The sequence below is a fragment of the Rathayibacter sp. AY1E6 genome (genome assembly GCF_002931115.1).
Taxonomy (GTDB): domain Bacteria; phylum Actinomycetota; class Actinomycetes; order Actinomycetales; family Microbacteriaceae; genus Rathayibacter.
Genome location: NZ_PSVK01000001.1, coordinates 227683 through 244134, shown reverse-complemented (window position 1 = coordinate 244134; position 16452 = coordinate 227683). Strand labels below are relative to the sequence as shown.

The following is a 16452-nucleotide window of genomic DNA, read 5'->3' as shown; positions in this document are numbered from 1 at the left end:
CGTCAGCGGCGCAGGGTCTCCACCGGGTACTCGCCGAAGCGGCGGTGGTACGCCCCCGAGAAGCGGCCCTGGTTGAGGAAGCCCCAGCGCGCGGAGACGGCGCGCACGGTCTCCTCGCCCGGAGCGCCCTCGCGCAGCTCGACGCGCGCCCGGTCGAGACGCACGCCGCGCAGGTAGCCGAGCGGAGTGTCGCCGAAGTGCCTCCGGAACGCGGCCTGCAGCGCCCGCGGAGTGAGCCCCGCCGCTGTCGCGATGTCGGACACGGTGACGGGCGACGCGGCGAACGCGTGCAGGAACTCGGCGGCACGCAGCAGGTGCTCGAGCCCCGGCCGCAGCACCTGCGCCGGAACGACGACCGGCCGGTGCGCGAAGGTCGCGAGCAGGTGCAGAGCGACGCCGCGCTCGGCCGCCACGAGCTGCAGCGCTGTCGCCTCGCGGCCCGACCGGAGGACGCCCGCGAAGTCGTCGACCGCCCGCCACCAGCCCGGGAGTGCCGACGCGGAGGCGATCGAGCGGTGGTCGAAGACGAGCGGCAGCGGCACGCCGTCGCCGGCCTCGGACGCGACCTGCTCGAGGAGGCCGGCGGCCACGTGCACGAGCCGCTGCTGGAAGTCGCGGCTGACGAACTCGAACGGACGCGCGCTGGGGAACACGACCGGCCGCCCCGGCAGGTGGACGATCCGATCGCCCTCCGGGTCCACCACGCTCGTGCCGGAGAGGAACCACGAGACGACGTACTCGCCCGCCGGACGCAGCCCCCCGGACACGGAGCCCCGGAACACAGACGTCCGCAGGCTCACGCCCTCGCTCCCGGAGACGTCGTAGCGGAAGGAGAAGGGCCGCTCGACCGGTTCCGTCCGGAATCCCGATCCGCCGTAGCCGTCCGAGTAGAAGCGCCGCGCCTCCTCCAGGTCGGCCCCGGAGCGCGTGAAGCGCTGCAGCGCAGGACCGGCACCCATCGGACCAGGATGCCACCTGGACGGATTGCGCACCGGTCGCCCCCGCGCCCCTCTCCGGGGCACGTCCTGTCGGCAGGGTGACGGGGTCGGACGACACGGACGGAGACGCATGGAGATCAGCGCACGCAGACTCGCGGCACGCGACGCGGTGGCCGTCGTCGCCGTGCTCGCCGCACTCGAGGGGGCGCTCGCCGTGGACTCCCTGCCGCCCGGCCTGGAGGAGGTCCTCCTGCACCAGCTCGAGCGCAGCTCGCTCGTGCTCCCCGGCGCCGACCGGGACGAGCTCGCCTCCGCTCTGCGCGCGCTCGGCGTCCGCGTGCGCGACGCGCTCGGGTAGAGGCCGCCGCCGACTACAGTCGAGGGGTCAACCGAGCCCGAGGAGTGCCCGCACGTGTCGAACGAACCGTCGAATCCCGCAGAGAACGAGTCCCACTCGGTCGTCACCGAGGCGGGCACGGGATTCACGCACTTCACCGACCGGGCCGTGGTCGCGATCCGCGTCAACGGGGAGCTCAAGGACCTCGCCGCCGACGTCGTGCCGGGCGACCGCATCGAGCCGGTGCTCATCTCCTCGCCGGACGGGCTGAACATCCTCCGCCACTCCGCGGCCCACGTGCTCGCGCAGGCGGTGCAGCAGATCAACCCGGAGGCGAAGCTGGGCATCGGCCCGCCCGTCACCGACGGCTTCTACTACGACTTCGACGTCGAGGAGCCCTTCACGCCCGAGGCGATGAAGGCGCTCGAGAAGGCGATGGACCGCATCGTCCGCCAGGGCCAGCGGTTCGTGCGCCGCGTCGTCTCCGAGGAGGAGGCGCGCGCCGAGCTCGCCGGCGAGCCCTACAAGCTCGAGCTGATCGGGATCAAGGGCGGGGGAGCCGAGGACGAGAGCGTCGAGGTCGGCGGCGCCGAGCTCACCATCTACGACAACGTCGACCCGCGTTCCGGCGAGACGGTCTGGAAGGACCTCTGCCGCGGCCCGCATCTGCCCAACACCCGCATGATCGGCAACGGCTACGCCCTGACCCGCAACGCTGCCGCCTACTGGCGCGGCTCGGAGAAGAACCCGCAGCTGCAGCGCGTCTACGGCACCGCGTGGCCCACGAAGGACGAGCTTCGCGAGCACCAGGTCCGCCTCGAGGAGGCGGCGCGCCGCGACCACCGCAAGCTCGGCCACGAGCTCGACCTGTTCTCCTTCCCGGACGAGATCGGCTCCGGCCTCGCGGTCTTCCACCCCAAGGGCGGGATCATCCGCTACGAGATCGAGCAGTACATGCGCGAGCAGCTGCTCGCCCACGACTACGAGCTCGTCTACACGCCGCACATCACCAAGGGCGACCTGTTCCTCACGAGCGGGCACCTGCAGTGGTACTCCGAGGGGATGTTCCCCCCGATGCACCTCGACGAGCTGCAGGACGAGGACGGCAACGTCACCCGCCAGGGCCAGGACTACTACCTCAAGCCCATGAACTGCCCGTTCCACAACCTGATCTTCCGCTCGCGCGGCCGCAGCTACCGCGAGCTCCCGTTGCGCCTGGCCGAGTTCGGCACCGTGTACCGCTACGAGAAGAGCGGCACCCTGCAGGGCCTCACCCGCGTGCGCGGCCTGACCCAGGACGACGCCCACATCTACGTCGCGCAGGAGGACGTGTCGGCCGAGCTGACCCGCAACCTCGAGTTCGTGCTGCAGGTGCTGCGCGACTACGGCCTCGACGACTTCTACCTCGAGCTGTCCACGAACGAGGAGGGCAACCCGAAGTTCGTCGGTGCGCCCGAGCAGTGGGAGGAGGCGATCGAGTCGCTGCGCGCGGTCGCCGTCGCCTCCGGTCTCGAGCTGGTGCCGGATCCGGGAGGAGCGGCGTTCTACGGTCCGAAGATCTCGGTGCAGGCGCGCGACGCCATCGGCCGCACCTGGCAGATGTCGACCATCCAGCTCGACTTCAACCAGCCCGAGCGCTTCGAGCTCGAGTACACGGCCTCGGACGGCTCGAAGAAGCGGCCCGTGATGATCCACCGCGCGCTCTTCGGCTCCATCGAGCGCTTCTTCGCGATCCTCACCGAGCACTACGCCGGGGCGTTCCCGGTCTGGCTGTCGCCGGTCCAGGTCGTGGGCATCCCGATCGCCGACGAGTACCTGCCCTACCTCGAGGAGGTCGTCGGCGAGCTCAAGCGGTCGGGCATCCGCGCCGAGATCGACTACTCCAGCGACCGGATGCAGAAGAAGATCCGCAACGCCACGCTGCAGAAGGTGCCCTTCCAGATGATCGTGGGGGAGAAGGACCGCGACGCCGGAGCCGTCAGCTTCCGCTTCCGCGACGGCACGCAGGAGAACGGGATCCCGGTCGCCGACGCCGTCGCGCGCATCCGCGAGGCCGTCGCCTCGAAGGCGCAGGTCTGAGCGTGAGCGACGGCTGCGTGCCCGAGGGAGCGGAGGGCTCGGCGCACCTCGCCGGGGTTCCCGACGAGTTCCAGCGCCTGTGGACGCCGCACCGGATGGTCTACATCCAGAAGGGGCAGCCCGGAGCCGACGACTGCCCCTTCTGCGTGGCGCCGACGCTGAGCGACGAGGAGGCCCTCATCGTCGCCCGCGGGGAGCACGCCTACGTCCTGCTGAACCTGTTCCCGTACAACTCCGGCCACCTCCTGGTCTGCCCGTACCGGCACATCCCGCTCTACGACGAGGCCACTCCCGAGGAAGTGGCCGAGATCGGAGCGCTCACGCAGACGGCCATGCGCGTCGTCCGCTCGGTCTCGAACAACGACGGCTTCAACCTCGGGATGAACCAGGGCGCGGTCGCGGGAGCGGGGATCGCCGCGCACCTGCACCAGCACGTGGTTCCGCGCTGGGCGACCGACGCGAACTTCTTCCCGATCATCGCCCGCACGAAGGCGCTCCCGCAGCTGCTCGGCGACGTGCGGGCGAGCCTCGCGGCGGCCTGGCCGAGCCTCTAGACCGCCGCCCGGCCCCCTGTCCAGCGCCGCGGACGGCGGGCGCCGTCTCGTAGACTCGGAGCTGCCGTCGGCGGAAGTCGCCGCACAGAACAGGACTCGCGAACATGACCGACACCACCACTCCGTCCTCGTCCGCTCCCGAGCAGTTCGGCTCGAGCCGCGTCAAGCGCGGTCTCGCCGAGATGCTCAAGGGCGGCGTCATCATGGACGTCGTCGACGCCGATCAGGCCCGCATCGCGGAGGACGCCGGCGCGGTCGCCGTCATGGCGCTCGAGCGCGTCCCCGCCGACATCCGCTCGCAGGGCGGCGTCGCACGCATGAGCGACCCCGACCTGATCGACGGCATCGTCTCCGCCGTGTCGATCCCCGTCATGGCGAAGGCGCGCATCGGCCACTTCGTCGAGGCGCAGATCCTGCAGGAGCTCGGCGTCGACTACATCGACGAGTCCGAGGTCCTCTCGCCCGCCGACTACGTGAACCACATCGACAAGTGGAACTTCACCGTCCCCTTCGTCTGCGGAGCGACCAACCTGGGCGAGGCGCTGCGCCGCATCACCGAGGGCGCGGCGATGATCCGCTCGAAGGGCGAGGCCGGCACCGGCGACGTCTCCGAGGCGACCAAGCACATCCGCACGATCTCCGGCGAGGTCAACCGCCTGAAGGCGATGACCAAGGACGAGCTCTACGTCGCCGCGAAGGAGCTGCAGGCCCCCTACGACCTGGTCGTCGAGATCGCCCGGACCGGCAAGCTCCCCGTCGTCCTCTTCACCGCCGGCGGGGTCGCGACCCCGGCCGACGCGGCGCTGATGATGCAGCTGGGCGCCGACGGCGTGTTCGTCGGCTCCGGCGTCTTCAAGTCGGGCGAGCCCGCCAAGCGCGCGGCCGCGATCGTGAAGGCGACCACCTTCTTCGACGACGCGAAGGTCGTCGCGGAGGCCTCGCGCGGCCTGGGCGAGGCGATGGTCGGCATCAACGTGGCCGACGTGCCCGCGCCGCACCGCCTCGCCGAGCGTGGCTGGTAGCGCCGACGCGCCGCTCGCCGGCGCAGGACCGACGCGGGAGTCCCTCGAGGGGCTCCGCGTCGGCGTCCTCGCGCTGCAGGGCGACTTCCGCGAGCACGCGCACGTCCTGCGCGAGCTGGGCGCCGAGGTGGTGCTGGTGCGCCGCCCGGAGGAGCTGGCCGCCGTCGCGGGGCTGGTCATCCCGGGCGGCGAGTCCACGGTGATGGACAAGCTGTCGCGCCTCTTCGGCCTCGCGGAGCCGGTCGTCGAGGCGATCAGTGCGGGGATGCCCGTCTACGGGACCTGCGCCGGGCTGATCATGCTCGCCGACCGGGTCCTCGACCGCATCGACGGCCAGAGCAGCTTCGGCGGCCTGGACGTGTCGGTCCGGAGGAACGCGTTCGGCAACCAGCTCGACTCCTTCGAGACCGATCTCGACGTGCCGGCCATCGGCGATCCGCCGGTGCACGCGGTCTTCATCCGCGCACCGGTCGTGGAGGAGCTGGGCGAGCGGGCGACCGCGCTCGCCAGTGTCGCCGACGGGCGGGTGGTCGCGGTCGAGCAGGGCAACCTCCTCGGGACGGCGTTCCATCCCGAGATCACCGGCGACTACCGGTTCCACGAGCTGTTCCTGCGGAAGGTCGCGGCGACGCGCTTCGGCGACTGACCCGCTGCCGCCCCCTCCGCCAGGGGTGGACGGTGCGGGACCCGCGGGCCAGGGTGGTCGCATGCCCGAACTCCCCGAGGTCCAGGCCCTCGCTCTCGATCTCGACGCGCGCCTGGGCGGACGCGTCCTCGAGCGGCTCGACGTGTTCGCGATCTCCGCCCTCAAGACCGTGGCCATCCCGCCGTCGGCTCTCTCCGGCGAGACCGTCCACGGAGTGTCGCGGCACGGCAAGTTCCTCGACCTCGCAGTCGGCGAGGCCCACGTCCTCCTGCACCTCGCCCGCGCCGGCTGGGTCCGCTGGCGGCCCGAGCGGCCGACGGCGCCGGCGAAGCCCGGCCGGGGACCGCTCGCCGCGCGGCTGGTCCTCGACGACGGGTCGGGGTTCGACGTGACGGAGGCCGGCACCAAGAAGAGCCTCGCGCTCTCGATCGTCGCCGATCCGCTCGACGTCCCGGGCGTCGCCCGGCTGGGTCCCGATCCGCTGGACCCGGAGTTCACCGAGGAGATCCTCGGCGCGATCCTCGCCACGGCGGGCAGGGCGCAGGTGAAGGGCGTCCTCCGCGACCAGTCCCGCATCGCCGGCATCGGCAACGCCTACTCCGACGAGATCCTCCACGTGGCGCGCATGTCGCCCTTCAAGCCCGCCGCGCTCACCGCCGACGAGCTGGACCGCCTCTACGCGGCCCTCCGCTACACACTCGAGGAGGCGCTCGCCCGCGCCGAGGGCCTGCACGCGGCCGACCTCAAGCGCGAGAAGAAGCTCGGCATGCGCGTCCACGGCCGCACAGGAGAGGCGTGCCCCGTCTGCGGCGACACGATCCGCCAGGTGGTCTTCCACGACTCCACGCTCCAGTACTGCCCCACCTGCCAGACCGACGGCAGGATCCTCGCCGACCGGCTGCTGTCGCGGCTGATCAAGTAGCGAGCCGGTCCCTGCCCGGCTCGCCGCGGTCGGCTTCCGGAGATGGCGGGGGTGGGTGGAGCGGGTCGCTTCCGCCTACAGCGATCCGCTGGCACGCGGATCACTGGTTCGGCTGTGCTTGTGGCGAGCCGGTCCCTGCCCGGCTCGCCGCGGTCGGCTTCCGGAGATGGCGGGGCGGGTGGAGCGGGTCGCGTTCGCCTACAGCGATCCGCTGGCACGCGGATCACTGGTTCGGCTGTGCTTGTGGCGAGCCGGGCGCGGACCGGCTCTCGAATAGACTGGCCCCTGCCATCAGCGGCGCCCTCGGGGGCCGCACGCAACGAGATTTCCGAGGGAGCACCGTGTCCGGGCATTCCAAGTGGGCCACGACCAAGCACCAGAAGGCGATCAAGGACTCGCGCCGCGCGAAGTCCTTCGCCAAGCTGATCAAGAACATCGAGGTGGCCGCCAAGATCGGCGGCGCCGACCTCTCCGGCAACCCGACGCTCGTCGACGCCGTGCAGAAGGCGAAGAAGACCTCGGTGCCGAACGACAACATCGACCGCGCGATCAAGCGCGGCGCCGGCCTCACCGGCGAGGTCATCGACTACACGACGATCATGTACGAGGCCTACGGCCCCAACGGCATCGCCCTGCTCGTCGAGTGCCTCACCGACAACAAGAACCGCGCCGCGGCGGACGTCCGCACCGCGATGACCCGCAACGGCGGCACCATGGCCGACCCGGGCAGCGTCGCCTACAACTTCGCGCGCAAGGGCGTCATCTCCGTGCCCCACGGAGAGAGCGTCACCGAGGACGACGTGCTCGGCGCGGTCCTCGACTTCGGCGTCGACGACGTGCTCGACCACGGCGAGAGCTTCGAGGTCCGCGTCGAGCCGAGCGAGCTCGTCCCGGCCCGCTCGGCCCTGCAGGAGGCGGGCATCGACTACGACTCCGCCGACATCGAGTTCGTCGCCTCCCTCCAGGTCGAGGCCGACGCCGAGACGGCCCGCAAGGTCTTCCGCCTGATCGACGCGCTCGAGGACTCGGACGACGTGCAGAACGTCTACACCAACCTCGACATCACGGCAGAGGTGCGCGCCGAGCTCGAGAACGAGGAGTGACGCGGTGAGCCCGGCCCGATCCCGGAGGGCGGCCTGATGCGCGTCCTCGGGATCGACCCCGGGCTCACCCGCTGCGGCGTCGGCATCGTCGACGTCTCGCGCGACCGCCGCGCGACCCTCGTGCACGTGACGGTCCTCCGGACACCGCCCGACGACGCGCTGGAGCGCCGCCTGCTGGCCCTGGGCGACGGACTCGAGGCGCTGCTCGACGAGCACCGCCCCGACGCCGTCGCGATCGAGCGGGTCTTCGCTCAGAACAACGTCAGCACCGTGATGGGCATCGCGCAGATCAGCGGCGTCGCCCTCGTCGCGGCGGCCCGTCGCGGGCTCCCGGTCGGGATGCACACGCCGAGCGAGGTGAAGGCCGCCGTCACCGGCTACGGAGCCGCGGACAAGCGCCAGGTCACCGCGATGATCCAGCGCGTCCTCCGGCTCGACGCCCCGCCGCGGCCGGCCGACGCGGCCGACGCTCTCGCCCTGGCCGTCTGCCACGCCTGGCGGGCCCCTCTCGCGCCCTCCTCCGGGTCGGCGGGAGCCGGTGCCGACGGAGCGGCGGGCGGCACAGCAGCGCAGCGGGCGTGGCGCGCCGCCGAGGCCGCGAGTCGAACGCCTGTTCGAGCATCTAGACTGACGCGGTGATCTCCTCCCTCCGCGGCACCGTCCTCTCCGCCCGCGGGAGCCTCGCCGTCCTCGACGTCCACGGCGTCGGCTACGCGGTGAACGTGACCCCGCAGCACGCGCTCGAGATGCGCGTCGGCGACGAGACCACGGTCAGCACCGTGCTCGTCGTCCGCGAGGACTCGCTCACCCTCTACGGCTTCCCCGACGAGGAGCAGCTCGAGATCTTCGAGCTGCTGATCGGCGTGACCGGCGTCGGCCCGAAGTCCGCCCTCGGCGTTCTCGGCGCGGTCGAGCCGGACCGGATCGCGCAGGCGGTCGCCGACGAGGACGACGGGGTGTTCCGGAAGGTCAGCGGCATCGGCCCGAAGACGGCCAAGCTGATCATCCTGTCCCTCGCCGGCAAGGTGACCGTCCGTCCGCGCGCCGCCCGCGGCTCCGGTCCCGCCGCCACCGCCGCGCAGAACGTGCTCGCGGCGCTCGTCGGCCTGGGCTGGCCCGAGCGCACCGCGGCCGATGTGGTCGACGAGATCCTGCTCGACGCGCAGGCCTCCGACGCCGCGAACGTGCAGGCGCTGCTCCGGCTCGCCCTCGCCCGCCTCGGTCCGGCGGCCCGCTCGTGAGCGACGAGGTGCTGGGCGCCGAGGTCGCGTCGGAGGCCGAGGTCGCCTTCGAGGGCGCCCTGCGGCCCAGGAACCTCAGCGAGTTCGTCGGCCAGCGCAAGGTGCGCGGCCAGCTCGAGCTGCTGCTCAAGGCCGCGGCCATGCAGGGCCGGACCCCCGACCACATCCTGCTCGCGGGCCCGCCCGGGCTCGGCAAGACGACCCTCGCGATGATCGTGGCGGAGGAGAGCTCCTCGCCCCTGCGGCTCTCCAGCGGCCCCGCGATCCAGCACGCGGGCGACCTCGCCGCCGTCCTCTCCTCGCTGCTGCCCGGCGAGATCCTCTTCATCGACGAGATCCACCGCATGGCGCGCTCCGCGGAGGAGATGCTCTACCTCGCGATGGAGGACTTCCGGATCGACATCATGGTCGGCAAGGGGGCGGGAGCGACGTCCGTCCCGCTGGATCTCGCCCCGTTCACGCTCGTCGGCGCCACGACCCGCTCCGGCCTGCTGCCCAATCCGCTCCGCGACCGCTTCGGCTTCACCGCGCACCTCGAGTTCTACGCGGAGGACGAGCTGCGGCAGGTGCTCGCCCGGGCGGCACGGCTGCTCGAGCTCGACATCGACGCGGACGCGATCGCCGAGATCGCCGGCCGCTGCCGAGGCACCCCGCGCATCGCCAACCGCCTGCTCCGGCGGGTGCGGGACTTCGCCCTGGTCCACGGCGGACGGGCCGACGTGACCGCCGTCCGCGCGGCGCTGGAGCTCTACGACGTCGACGCGCTCGGACTCGACCGGCTCGACCGCGCGGTGATGGAGATCGTGCTGACCCGCTTCGACGGCGGGCCGGTCGGCCTGAACACCCTCGCCGTGTCGGTGGGGGAGGAGGCGGAGACGGTCGAGGCCGTCGTCGAGCCGTTCCTCGTGCGGATCGGATTGCTGACCCGGACGCCGCGCGGCCGCGTGGCGACCCCCGCCGCCTACCGCCACTTCGGCATCGACCCCCGGGGGACGGCGGCTCAGCCGCCCCTGTTCCCCGATGATCTATGATTCTCTAGGCCCGACGGGCCGCTCGATCCGCTCCGCCTCGACCTGAGGCCGCGCGGCGGATCGCCCATCCACTCCGGAAGGCCCACCCATGGATCCGACGATCATCCTGCTCGTCCTGCTGCTCGCCGTGATGATCATCTTCATGTTCCGCAACAACAAGAAGCGCCAGCGCGACGCGGAGAGCATGAAGAACAACCTCCAGCCGGGGGTGGAGCTCATGACCGGCTCCGGCCTCTTCGGCACCGTCGTGTCGATCGACGACGAGGCGAACAAGATCGTCATCGAGTCGACCCCCGGCACGCTGCTGACCATCCACCGTCAGGCGATCGCCCGCCTCATCGACCCGAGCGAGAACGCCGTCGCCGTCGACACCGAGGACGAGGCCGACCCGCTGACCGCGACCGGCTCGCCCGAGTTCGGCGAGCGCGACTCCGCGCACCGCGACCCGCTGGTGGACCCGGTCGAGCGCGACCGCCGCCCCGACGCGCAGTAGTCTCCTGGTCGGGCCGGGCGCATCGGCGCCCGCCCGCCCTTCTCCACGCCCGGGCGACCCCGGGCCGATCACCGTCGACCGAAGAGAAAGCTGAGCCCTGGGTGGCCGCATCAACCCCCGTCCGGAAGGCCCGCCGCTCCCTGAGCTGGCTCGGTGTCCTGATCCTCGCTCTCGTCGGACTCAACACGGCGGCCGTCCTCTGGGGCGGCGGCTCCTGGACGCCGAAGCTCGCCCTCGACCTCGAGGGCGGCACGCAGATCGTCCTGCAGCCGCAGCTGAACGACGGCGACACCGTCTCGTCGGAGCAGCTGACGCAGGCCGTCTCGATCATCCGCCAGCGCATCGACGCGTCCGGCGTCTCCGAGGCCGAGATCACGACCCAGGGCTCGAGCAACATCGTCGTCTCGATCCCGGGCACGCCCGACGACGAGACGCTCCAGCGCATCGAGGCCTCGGCGAAGCTCGACTTCCGCCCGGTCCTCGTCGCGAGCCAGGCCACCAACAGCTCGGTCGGCGGCGACGCGACGTCCTCGCCCACGCCGACGCCCGTCGACCCGTCGCTCGCGACGGAGCCGACCGCCTCGCCGACGAACGCGAGCGACCTCGCCTACCTCACGCCGGCGCTCGAGGCCCAGTACACCTCGTTCGACTGCGCGTTCCTCAACGGCCAGGACCCGAACCTCGCCCCGGCCGACCAGCCGCTCATCACCTGCGACGACAGCGGGACGGTGAAGTACGTCCTCGGCCCGGTGGAGATCACCGGCGAGGACATCTCGGACGCCTCGAACGGCCTGATGACGACCTCCTCCGGCGCCAGCACCGGCACCTGGGCCGTCAACCTCTCGTTCGACGACCAGGGCACGCAGGCCTTCGGCGACGTGACCTCGCGCCTCGTGGCGCTGCAGGGTGCGCAGAACCAGTTCGCGATCGTCCTCGACGGCCGGGTCATCTCGGCCCCGTCGACGAACGCCGCCATCACCGACGGCAACGCGCAGATCTCGGGCTCCTTCACCCAGGAGTCGTCGAAGACGCTCGCCGACCAGCTCAAGTACGGCGCGCTGCCGATCGGCTTCCAGGTCCAGAGCTCGGACAGCATCTCGGCGACGCTCGGCTCCGCCCAGCTCGCCAGCGGCCTGCTCGCCGGCCTCATCGGCCTGATCCTCGTCATCGTCTACTCCATCGCGCAGTACCGCGTGCTCGGGGCCGTCACGATCGCCTCGCTGCTCGTCGCGGCGATCGTCACCTACCTCGTCGTCACGCTGCTGTCCTGGCGGGAGGGACTGCGCCTCTCGCTCGCAGGAGTCGCGGGTCTCATCGTCGCGATCGGCATCACGGCCGACTCGTTCATCGTGTACTTCGAGCGCATCCGCGACGAGCTCCGCGACGGACGCGGCCTCCAGTCCGCCGTCGAGTCCGGCTGGCGGCGCGCGCTGCGCACGATCTTCGCGTCCGACATGGTGAACCTGCTCGCCGCGGTGGTCCTCTTCCTCCTCGCCGTCGGCAGTGTCCGCGGCTTCGCGCTCACCCTCGGGATCACGACGATCATCGACCTGATCGTGGTGGCGCTGTTCACCCACCCGATCCTGCAGCTGATGGCCACGAGACCGTTCTTCGCCGAGGGGCACAAGGCCTCGGGCCTGGATCCCCGGGCGCTCGGGGCCGTGTACCGCGGCCGAGCCGCCTTCCGTCCGCAGGACCAGGTGGTCGCCGGCAAGCGCGCCTCCGCGTCCCGTGAGGCGGCCAAGCGCCAGACCATCGCCGAGCGGAAGGCCGCCGAGGCGGCCGGCCTGCGCGACTCCAACGACTCGAACGGGAAGGACGCGTGATGGCCAGCTTCTCGCAGTTCGGAAACGACCTCTACACCGGTGCGCGATCGATCGACTTCGTCGGTCGGCGCCGCACGTGGTACCTCGTCTCGCTCGCCCTGATCCTGATCACGCTGCTCGGGACGGTCGCCCGCGGCGGCTTCAACTTCGGCATCGAGTTCACCGGCGGCTCGCAGTTCACGGTGTCCTCGCCGTCGAGCCTCGAGCAGGCGACGGCGACGGATGCGGTGACCTCGGTCGCTCCGGAGACCGTGCCGCGCGTGTCCATCGTCGGCGACGACTCCATCCGCGTGCAGACCGGCCAGCTCTCGACCGACGAGTCGACCGCGGTGCGGAACGCCCTGTCGGAGGCGTACGACGTGCCCACCGACCAGGTCGCCTCCTCCTTCATCGGAGCGGCGTGGGGCAACGACGTGACCCAGCAGGCCCTGCGCGGCCTGGTGATCTTCGTGGTCCTCGCGGCCCTGGCCATGTGGGCGTACTTCCGCACCTGGAAGATGTCGCTCGCGGCGATCGTCGCGCTCCTGCACGACCTCGTGATCGTGGCGGGCGTCTACGGCATCACCGGCACCGAGGTGTCGCCGGCGGCGGTGATCGGACTGTTGACGATCCTCGGCTACTCGCTCTACGACACGGTCGTGGTCTTCGACAAGATCCGCGAGAACACCGTGGAGGCGCTCGGCAGCACGACCCGCACCTTCTCCGAGACGGTGAACCTGGCCGAGAACCAGACTCTCGTGCGCTCCATCAACACCTCGATCGTCGCCGCCCTCCCGGTGGCCGCGATCCTCGTGATCGGTGCGTTCGTCCTCGGCGCGGGCACGCTCCGCGACATCTCGCTCGCCCTGCTGATCGGCATCATCGTCGGCACGTACTCGACGATCTTCGTCGCGGCGCCGCTGTACGCCCAGCTGCGCAGCCGGGAGCCCGAGATCTCCAAGCACGACAAGCGCGTGGAGTCGGCCCGGGCGAAGGCGACCGCGCCGGCCGTGCAGGGCTGAGCCGTGGCCGACTACGCACAGGTCACGGCGGCCGACGCCGTCGGACTCGTCGAGCGCGACGAGGTCTGGCTGCTCGACGTCCGGGAGCCGCACGAGTGGGCGGCGGGGCACGCTCCGGCCGCCCACCACATCCCGATGGGGGAGATCGGCGCCCGGCAGGACGAGCTCCCGGCCGACACGGCGATCCTGGTGGTCTGCCACTCCGGAGTCCGCTCCGCGATGGTGACGCAGGCCCTCGACGGCGCCGGCTACGAGGTCGCCAACGTCGACGCCGGCATGACCGCCTGGGCCGCGGCGGGCGGCGACGTGGTCGACGGCGAGGGGCGCCCGGGACGCATCGGCTGACGCCGGCGCCGTCCGCCCCGGGCGGAACGGTCATCGGCGCCGTCCGCACGGGCGATAATGGGGCGATGGAGATCCTCGCGTGACGGAAACGACGACGACGTCCTCGACCGCTGCCCTGCGCAGACTGGTCCCGCGGATCTTCTCGCGCGCGCAGCCCTCCGGGGCTGTCGACACCCTCGTCCGCACCGTCCGGATGCACCACCCCAAGAGCGACATCGCGCTCATCGAGCGCGCGTACTCGGTCGCGGAGCGGGCGCACGCGAACCAGAAGCGCCGCAGCGGCGAGCCCTACATCACGCATCCGCTGGCCGTCGCGCAGATCCTCGCCGACCTCGGCATCGGCTCGAAGACGATCGCCGCCGCGCTGCTGCACGACACCGTCGAGGACACCGACTACCAGCTCGACGAGCTCCGCGCGGACTTCGGCGACGAGGTCGCGATGCTCGTCGACGGCGTCACCAAGCTCGACAAGGTCAAGTACGGCGACAGCGCGCAGGCCGAGACCGTCCGCAAGATGATCGTGGCGATGTCGAAGGACATCCGCGTCCTGATCATCAAGCTCGCCGACCGCCTTCACAACGCGCGGACCTGGGGCTTCGTCCCCGCCGAGTCCGCGGCCCGCAAGGCCACCGAGACCCTCGAGATCTACGCGCCGCTGGCGCACCGCCTCGGCATCCAGGCCATCAAGTGGGAGCTCGAGGACCTGTCCTTCGCGGTGCTCTACCCCAAGATCTACAACGAGATCGAGAGCCTGGTGAAGCGGCGGACGCCGCAGCGCGAGGAGTTCGTGCAGAACGTCATCGACCTGATCAGCGAGGACCTGCGGGCCGGGCGGATCCGCGGTCGCGTCGTCGGCCGGCCGAAGCAGTACTACTCGATCTACCAGAAGATGGTCGTCCGCGGTCGCGAGTTCGACGAGATCTACGACCTGGTCGGCATCCGCGTCCTCGTGAACTCGGTGCGCGACTGCTACGCCGTGCTCGGCTCGATCCACGCCCGCTGGACGCCGATGCCGGGCCGGTTCAAGGACTACATCGCCACTCCGAAGTTCAACCTCTACCAGTCGCTGCACACGACGGTCGTCGGGCCGAAGGGCCGCGCGGTCGAGATCCAGATCCGCACCAACGAGATGCACCAGCACGCGGAGTTCGGCATCGCGGCGCACTGGAAGTACAAGGAGCAGATGGCCACCGGCAAGGTGCCCACCTCCGGATCGAACGACACCGACCTCGCCTGGCTCGCGCACCTCTCGGACTGGCAGTCGGAGACCACCGACCCGAACGAGTTCCTCGACTCCCTCCGCTTCGAGATCGGCGCCAAGGAGGTCTACGTCTTCACCCCGAAGGGACGCGTGATCGGCCTGCCGACCGGTGCGACCCCGGTCGACTTCGCCTACGCGGTGCACACCGAGGTCGGGCACCGGACGATGGGCGCCAAGGTCAACGGGCGCCTCGTGCCGCTGGAGTCGGCTCTGACGACGGGCGACGTGGTCGAGGTCTTCACCTCGAAGAACCCCGACTCGGGACCGAGTCAGGACTGGCTCCACTTCGTGCAGAGCCCCCGGGCCCGCAACAAGATCCGGCAGTGGTTCACCAAGGAGCGGCGCGACGAGGCGATCGAGCAGGGCAAGGACTCCATCGCCCGGGCGATGCGGAAGCAGAACCTGCCGCTGCAGAAGCTGATGAGCCAGGACACCTTCACCGAGGTGGCCAGCCAGCTGCGCTACAACGACGTCGAGGCGCTCTACGCGGCCGTCGGCGAGGGCCACGTCTCGACCCAGTCGGTGCTCGAGAAGGTCGTCTCCTCCATCCAGGGCGATCCGGAGTCGGACGAGAACGAGGTCACCCTCCCGCGCTCGCCCCGGCCGCGGAGCCGGAGCAGCGAGTCGGGCGTCCTCGTGAAGGGCGCGCCGGACATCCTCGTGAAGCTCGCGAAGTGCTGCACTCCGGTGCCGGGCGATCAGATCGTCGGATTCGTGACGCGGGGAGCCGGCGTCTCCGTGCACCAGGCGAACTGTCACAACGTGCAGGAGCTGCTGAAGGAGCCGGAGCGGATCGTCGACGTCGAGTGGGCGCCGTCCTCCAAGAGCATCTTCCTCGTGCAGATCCAGGTCGAGGCGCTGGACCGCTCGGGCCTGCTGAGCGACGTGACGCGCGTGCTCTCGGAGCACCACGTCAACATCCTCTCGGCGACGGTCTCCACCTCGAGCGACCGGCTGGCGATCAGCCGGTTCGTCTTCGAGATGGGCGACACCACCCACCTGGACCGCGTGCTGAACGCCGTGCGCCGGATCGACGCCGTCTACGACGTCTACCGGGTGAACGCGGGCTGATCCCCGGGCGGCGCCTCGCCGAGCGCCGCCCGCAGCCGTCGTCCGACGATCCTCCGTCCGGCGACGGCGCTGCCCTCCTCCAGCCTCGCGAGGACGGCGTCGAGGCCGGTCCGGGTGCTCCGAGAGAGCGCCCGGAGGATCGCGCCCGCGTCCTCCGTCCGGGCGAGGTCGATCAGCGTGCGAGCAGGCGACGTGACCGGCGCGCCGCCGAGGAGGACGACGTCGTCCTCGTCGAGCAGGACCTCGTGGCAGCGCAGGCGGGGGTTCGACGGCGCCTGTCGGCGCTTCCGCCGGTCGATCGAGGCGCTGTGCACCGGCGGCGGGCCGTGCGTCGCCCCGTGCACCCATGCGGCGGAGAGACGATCGGCGACGGCGCCGCGGGGGAGCAGCGAGCGCAGGGAGGCGGCCCGCTCGGACGCCCCCAGGGGCAGGTCCGCGACGAGGAAGCCCTCGTCGAGCGCGACCAGCTCGCCGTCGAGGCGGGCGGCGCACAGCTCCGCGAGAGGGAGGTGCCCGGGGAGGAGCACGGAGGGGAGGCGCATCCGGCCATGCTGGCCGATGCGCCTCCCCTCTGGAGCGTCG

17 protein-coding genes are annotated in these 16452 nt (G+C 71.3%); 15 read left to right on the top strand and 2 right to left on the bottom strand.

Annotated elements, in window-relative coordinates; translation table 11 throughout:
• Positions 1 to 2: 2 nt before the first annotated feature.
• Complete coding sequence (locus C5C46_RS16520; protein ID WP_104327523.1) at positions 3 to 959, bottom strand: AraC family transcriptional regulator; 957 nt, start codon at positions 957 to 959, stop codon at positions 3 to 5.
• 109 nt (positions 960 to 1068) lie between these two features.
• Between C5C46_RS16520 and C5C46_RS01065 the strand changes: the two genes are divergently transcribed.
• The 15 genes from C5C46_RS01065 to C5C46_RS00995 all read left to right on the top strand — a co-directional run bounded on the left by C5C46_RS01065 (position 1069) and on the right by C5C46_RS00995 (position 15870).
• On the top strand, positions 1069 to 1296 hold the full coding sequence (locus tag C5C46_RS01065; protein ID WP_104225342.1) for a hypothetical protein: 228 nt from the start codon (positions 1069 to 1071) through the stop codon (positions 1294 to 1296).
• A 147-nt stretch (positions 1297 to 1443) separates the two neighbouring features.
• A complete protein-coding gene (gene thrS, locus C5C46_RS01060) occupies positions 1444 to 3354 on the top strand; it encodes a threonine--tRNA ligase (protein ID WP_258059257.1) in 1911 nt (636 codons plus the stop codon).
• A 2-nt stretch (positions 3355 to 3356) separates the two neighbouring features.
• Positions 3357 to 3908, top strand: a complete 552-nt coding sequence (locus C5C46_RS01055) for an HIT domain-containing protein (RefSeq protein WP_244230646.1) — start codon at positions 3357 to 3359, stop codon at positions 3906 to 3908.
• Between the two features lie 104 nt (positions 3909 to 4012).
• Positions 4013 to 4930 carry a pyridoxal 5'-phosphate synthase lyase subunit PdxS gene (gene pdxS, locus C5C46_RS01050; RefSeq protein ID WP_104224629.1) on the top strand — a complete coding sequence of 306 codons (918 nt, stop codon included), beginning with the start codon at positions 4013 to 4015 and terminating at the stop codon, positions 4928 to 4930.
• 73 nt (positions 4931 to 5003) lie between these two features.
• Positions 5004 to 5576: a pyridoxal 5'-phosphate synthase glutaminase subunit PdxT gene (pdxT, locus tag C5C46_RS01045; RefSeq protein ID WP_374953785.1), complete on the top strand. Its 573-nt coding sequence runs from the start codon at positions 5004 to 5006 to the stop codon at positions 5574 to 5576.
• A gap of 61 nt (positions 5577 to 5637) precedes the next feature.
• Positions 5638 to 6498, top strand: a complete 861-nt coding sequence (locus C5C46_RS01040) for an Fpg/Nei family DNA glycosylase (protein WP_104225339.1) — start codon at positions 5638 to 5640, stop codon at positions 6496 to 6498.
• A 341-nt stretch (positions 6499 to 6839) separates the two neighbouring features.
• Positions 6840 to 7601, top strand: a complete 762-nt coding sequence (locus C5C46_RS01035) for a YebC/PmpR family DNA-binding transcriptional regulator (protein WP_104224772.1) — start codon at positions 6840 to 6842, stop codon at positions 7599 to 7601.
• 36 nt (positions 7602 to 7637) lie between these two features.
• Positions 7638 to 8240, top strand: coding sequence for a crossover junction endodeoxyribonuclease RuvC (gene ruvC, locus C5C46_RS01030; RefSeq protein WP_104225338.1), 603 nt, complete (start codon positions 7638 to 7640; stop codon positions 8238 to 8240).
• The gene (ruvA, locus tag C5C46_RS01025; RefSeq protein ID WP_104225337.1) at positions 8237 to 8842 is read left to right on the top strand and encodes a Holliday junction branch migration protein RuvA; all 606 of its coding nucleotides are present in this window, start codon (positions 8237 to 8239) and stop codon (positions 8840 to 8842) included. The genes ruvC and ruvA overlap by 4 nt, the downstream gene beginning before the upstream one ends.
• Positions 8839 to 9873 carry a Holliday junction branch migration DNA helicase RuvB gene (gene ruvB, locus C5C46_RS01020; protein WP_104224769.1) on the top strand — a complete coding sequence of 345 codons (1035 nt, stop codon included), beginning with the start codon at positions 8839 to 8841 and terminating at the stop codon, positions 9871 to 9873. The genes ruvA and ruvB overlap by 4 nt, the downstream gene beginning before the upstream one ends.
• A gap of 88 nt (positions 9874 to 9961) precedes the next feature.
• Positions 9962 to 10366, top strand: coding sequence for a preprotein translocase subunit YajC (gene yajC / locus C5C46_RS01015; RefSeq protein ID WP_104224768.1), 405 nt, complete (start codon positions 9962 to 9964; stop codon positions 10364 to 10366).
• 101 nt (positions 10367 to 10467) lie between these two features.
• Complete coding sequence (secD, locus tag C5C46_RS01010) at positions 10468 to 12192, top strand: protein translocase subunit SecD (protein WP_104225336.1); 1725 nt, start codon at positions 10468 to 10470, stop codon at positions 12190 to 12192.
• Positions 12192 to 13193 carry a protein translocase subunit SecF gene (gene secF, locus C5C46_RS01005; protein ID WP_104225335.1) on the top strand — a complete coding sequence of 334 codons (1002 nt, stop codon included), beginning with the start codon at positions 12192 to 12194 and terminating at the stop codon, positions 13191 to 13193. Before secD ends, secF begins: the two co-directional genes overlap by 1 nt.
• Positions 13194 to 13196: 3 nt before the next feature.
• Entirely contained in the window at positions 13197 to 13538 is a 342-nt protein-coding gene (locus tag C5C46_RS01000; RefSeq protein ID WP_104224765.1) for a rhodanese-like domain-containing protein, read from the top strand.
• Between the two features lie 79 nt (positions 13539 to 13617).
• A complete protein-coding gene (locus C5C46_RS00995; protein WP_104225334.1) occupies positions 13618 to 15870 on the top strand; it encodes a bifunctional (p)ppGpp synthetase/guanosine-3',5'-bis(diphosphate) 3'-pyrophosphohydrolase in 2253 nt (750 codons plus the stop codon).
• On the opposite strand, the gene C5C46_RS00990 is transcribed toward C5C46_RS00995, so the two are convergent.
• Positions 15849 to 16412 (bottom strand): type IV toxin-antitoxin system AbiEi family antitoxin, encoded by a 564-nt coding sequence (locus C5C46_RS00990; RefSeq protein WP_104225333.1) that lies wholly within the window; start codon positions 16410 to 16412, stop codon positions 15849 to 15851. The two genes, C5C46_RS00995 and C5C46_RS00990, sit on opposite strands and share 22 nt — an antisense overlap.
• Positions 16413 to 16452: the final 40 nt, after the last annotated feature.

Excerpts from the sequence above, each read along its gene's own strand:
- ruvC (WP_104225338.1), top strand. The coding sequence starts at position 7,638 with ATGCGCGTCCTCGGGATCGACCCCGGGCTCACCCGCTGCGGCGTCGGC.
- C5C46_RS16520 (WP_104327523.1), bottom strand. The coding sequence starts at position 959 with ATGGGTGCCGGTCCTGCGCTGCAGCGCTTCACGCGCTCCGGGGCCGAC.
- C5C46_RS01065 (WP_104225342.1), top strand. The coding sequence starts at position 1,069 with ATGGAGATCAGCGCACGCAGACTCGCGGCACGCGACGCGGTGGCCGTC.
- C5C46_RS01040 (WP_104225339.1), top strand. The coding sequence starts at position 5,638 with ATGCCCGAACTCCCCGAGGTCCAGGCCCTCGCTCTCGATCTCGACGCG.
- yajC (WP_104224768.1), top strand. The coding sequence starts at position 9,962 with ATGGATCCGACGATCATCCTGCTCGTCCTGCTGCTCGCCGTGATGATC.
- C5C46_RS00990 (WP_104225333.1), bottom strand. The coding sequence starts at position 16,412 with ATGCGCCTCCCCTCCGTGCTCCTCCCCGGGCACCTCCCTCTCGCGGAG.
- pdxS (WP_104224629.1), top strand. The coding sequence starts at position 4,013 with ATGACCGACACCACCACTCCGTCCTCGTCCGCTCCCGAGCAGTTCGGC.
- secF (WP_104225335.1), top strand. The coding sequence starts at position 12,192 with ATGGCCAGCTTCTCGCAGTTCGGAAACGACCTCTACACCGGTGCGCGA.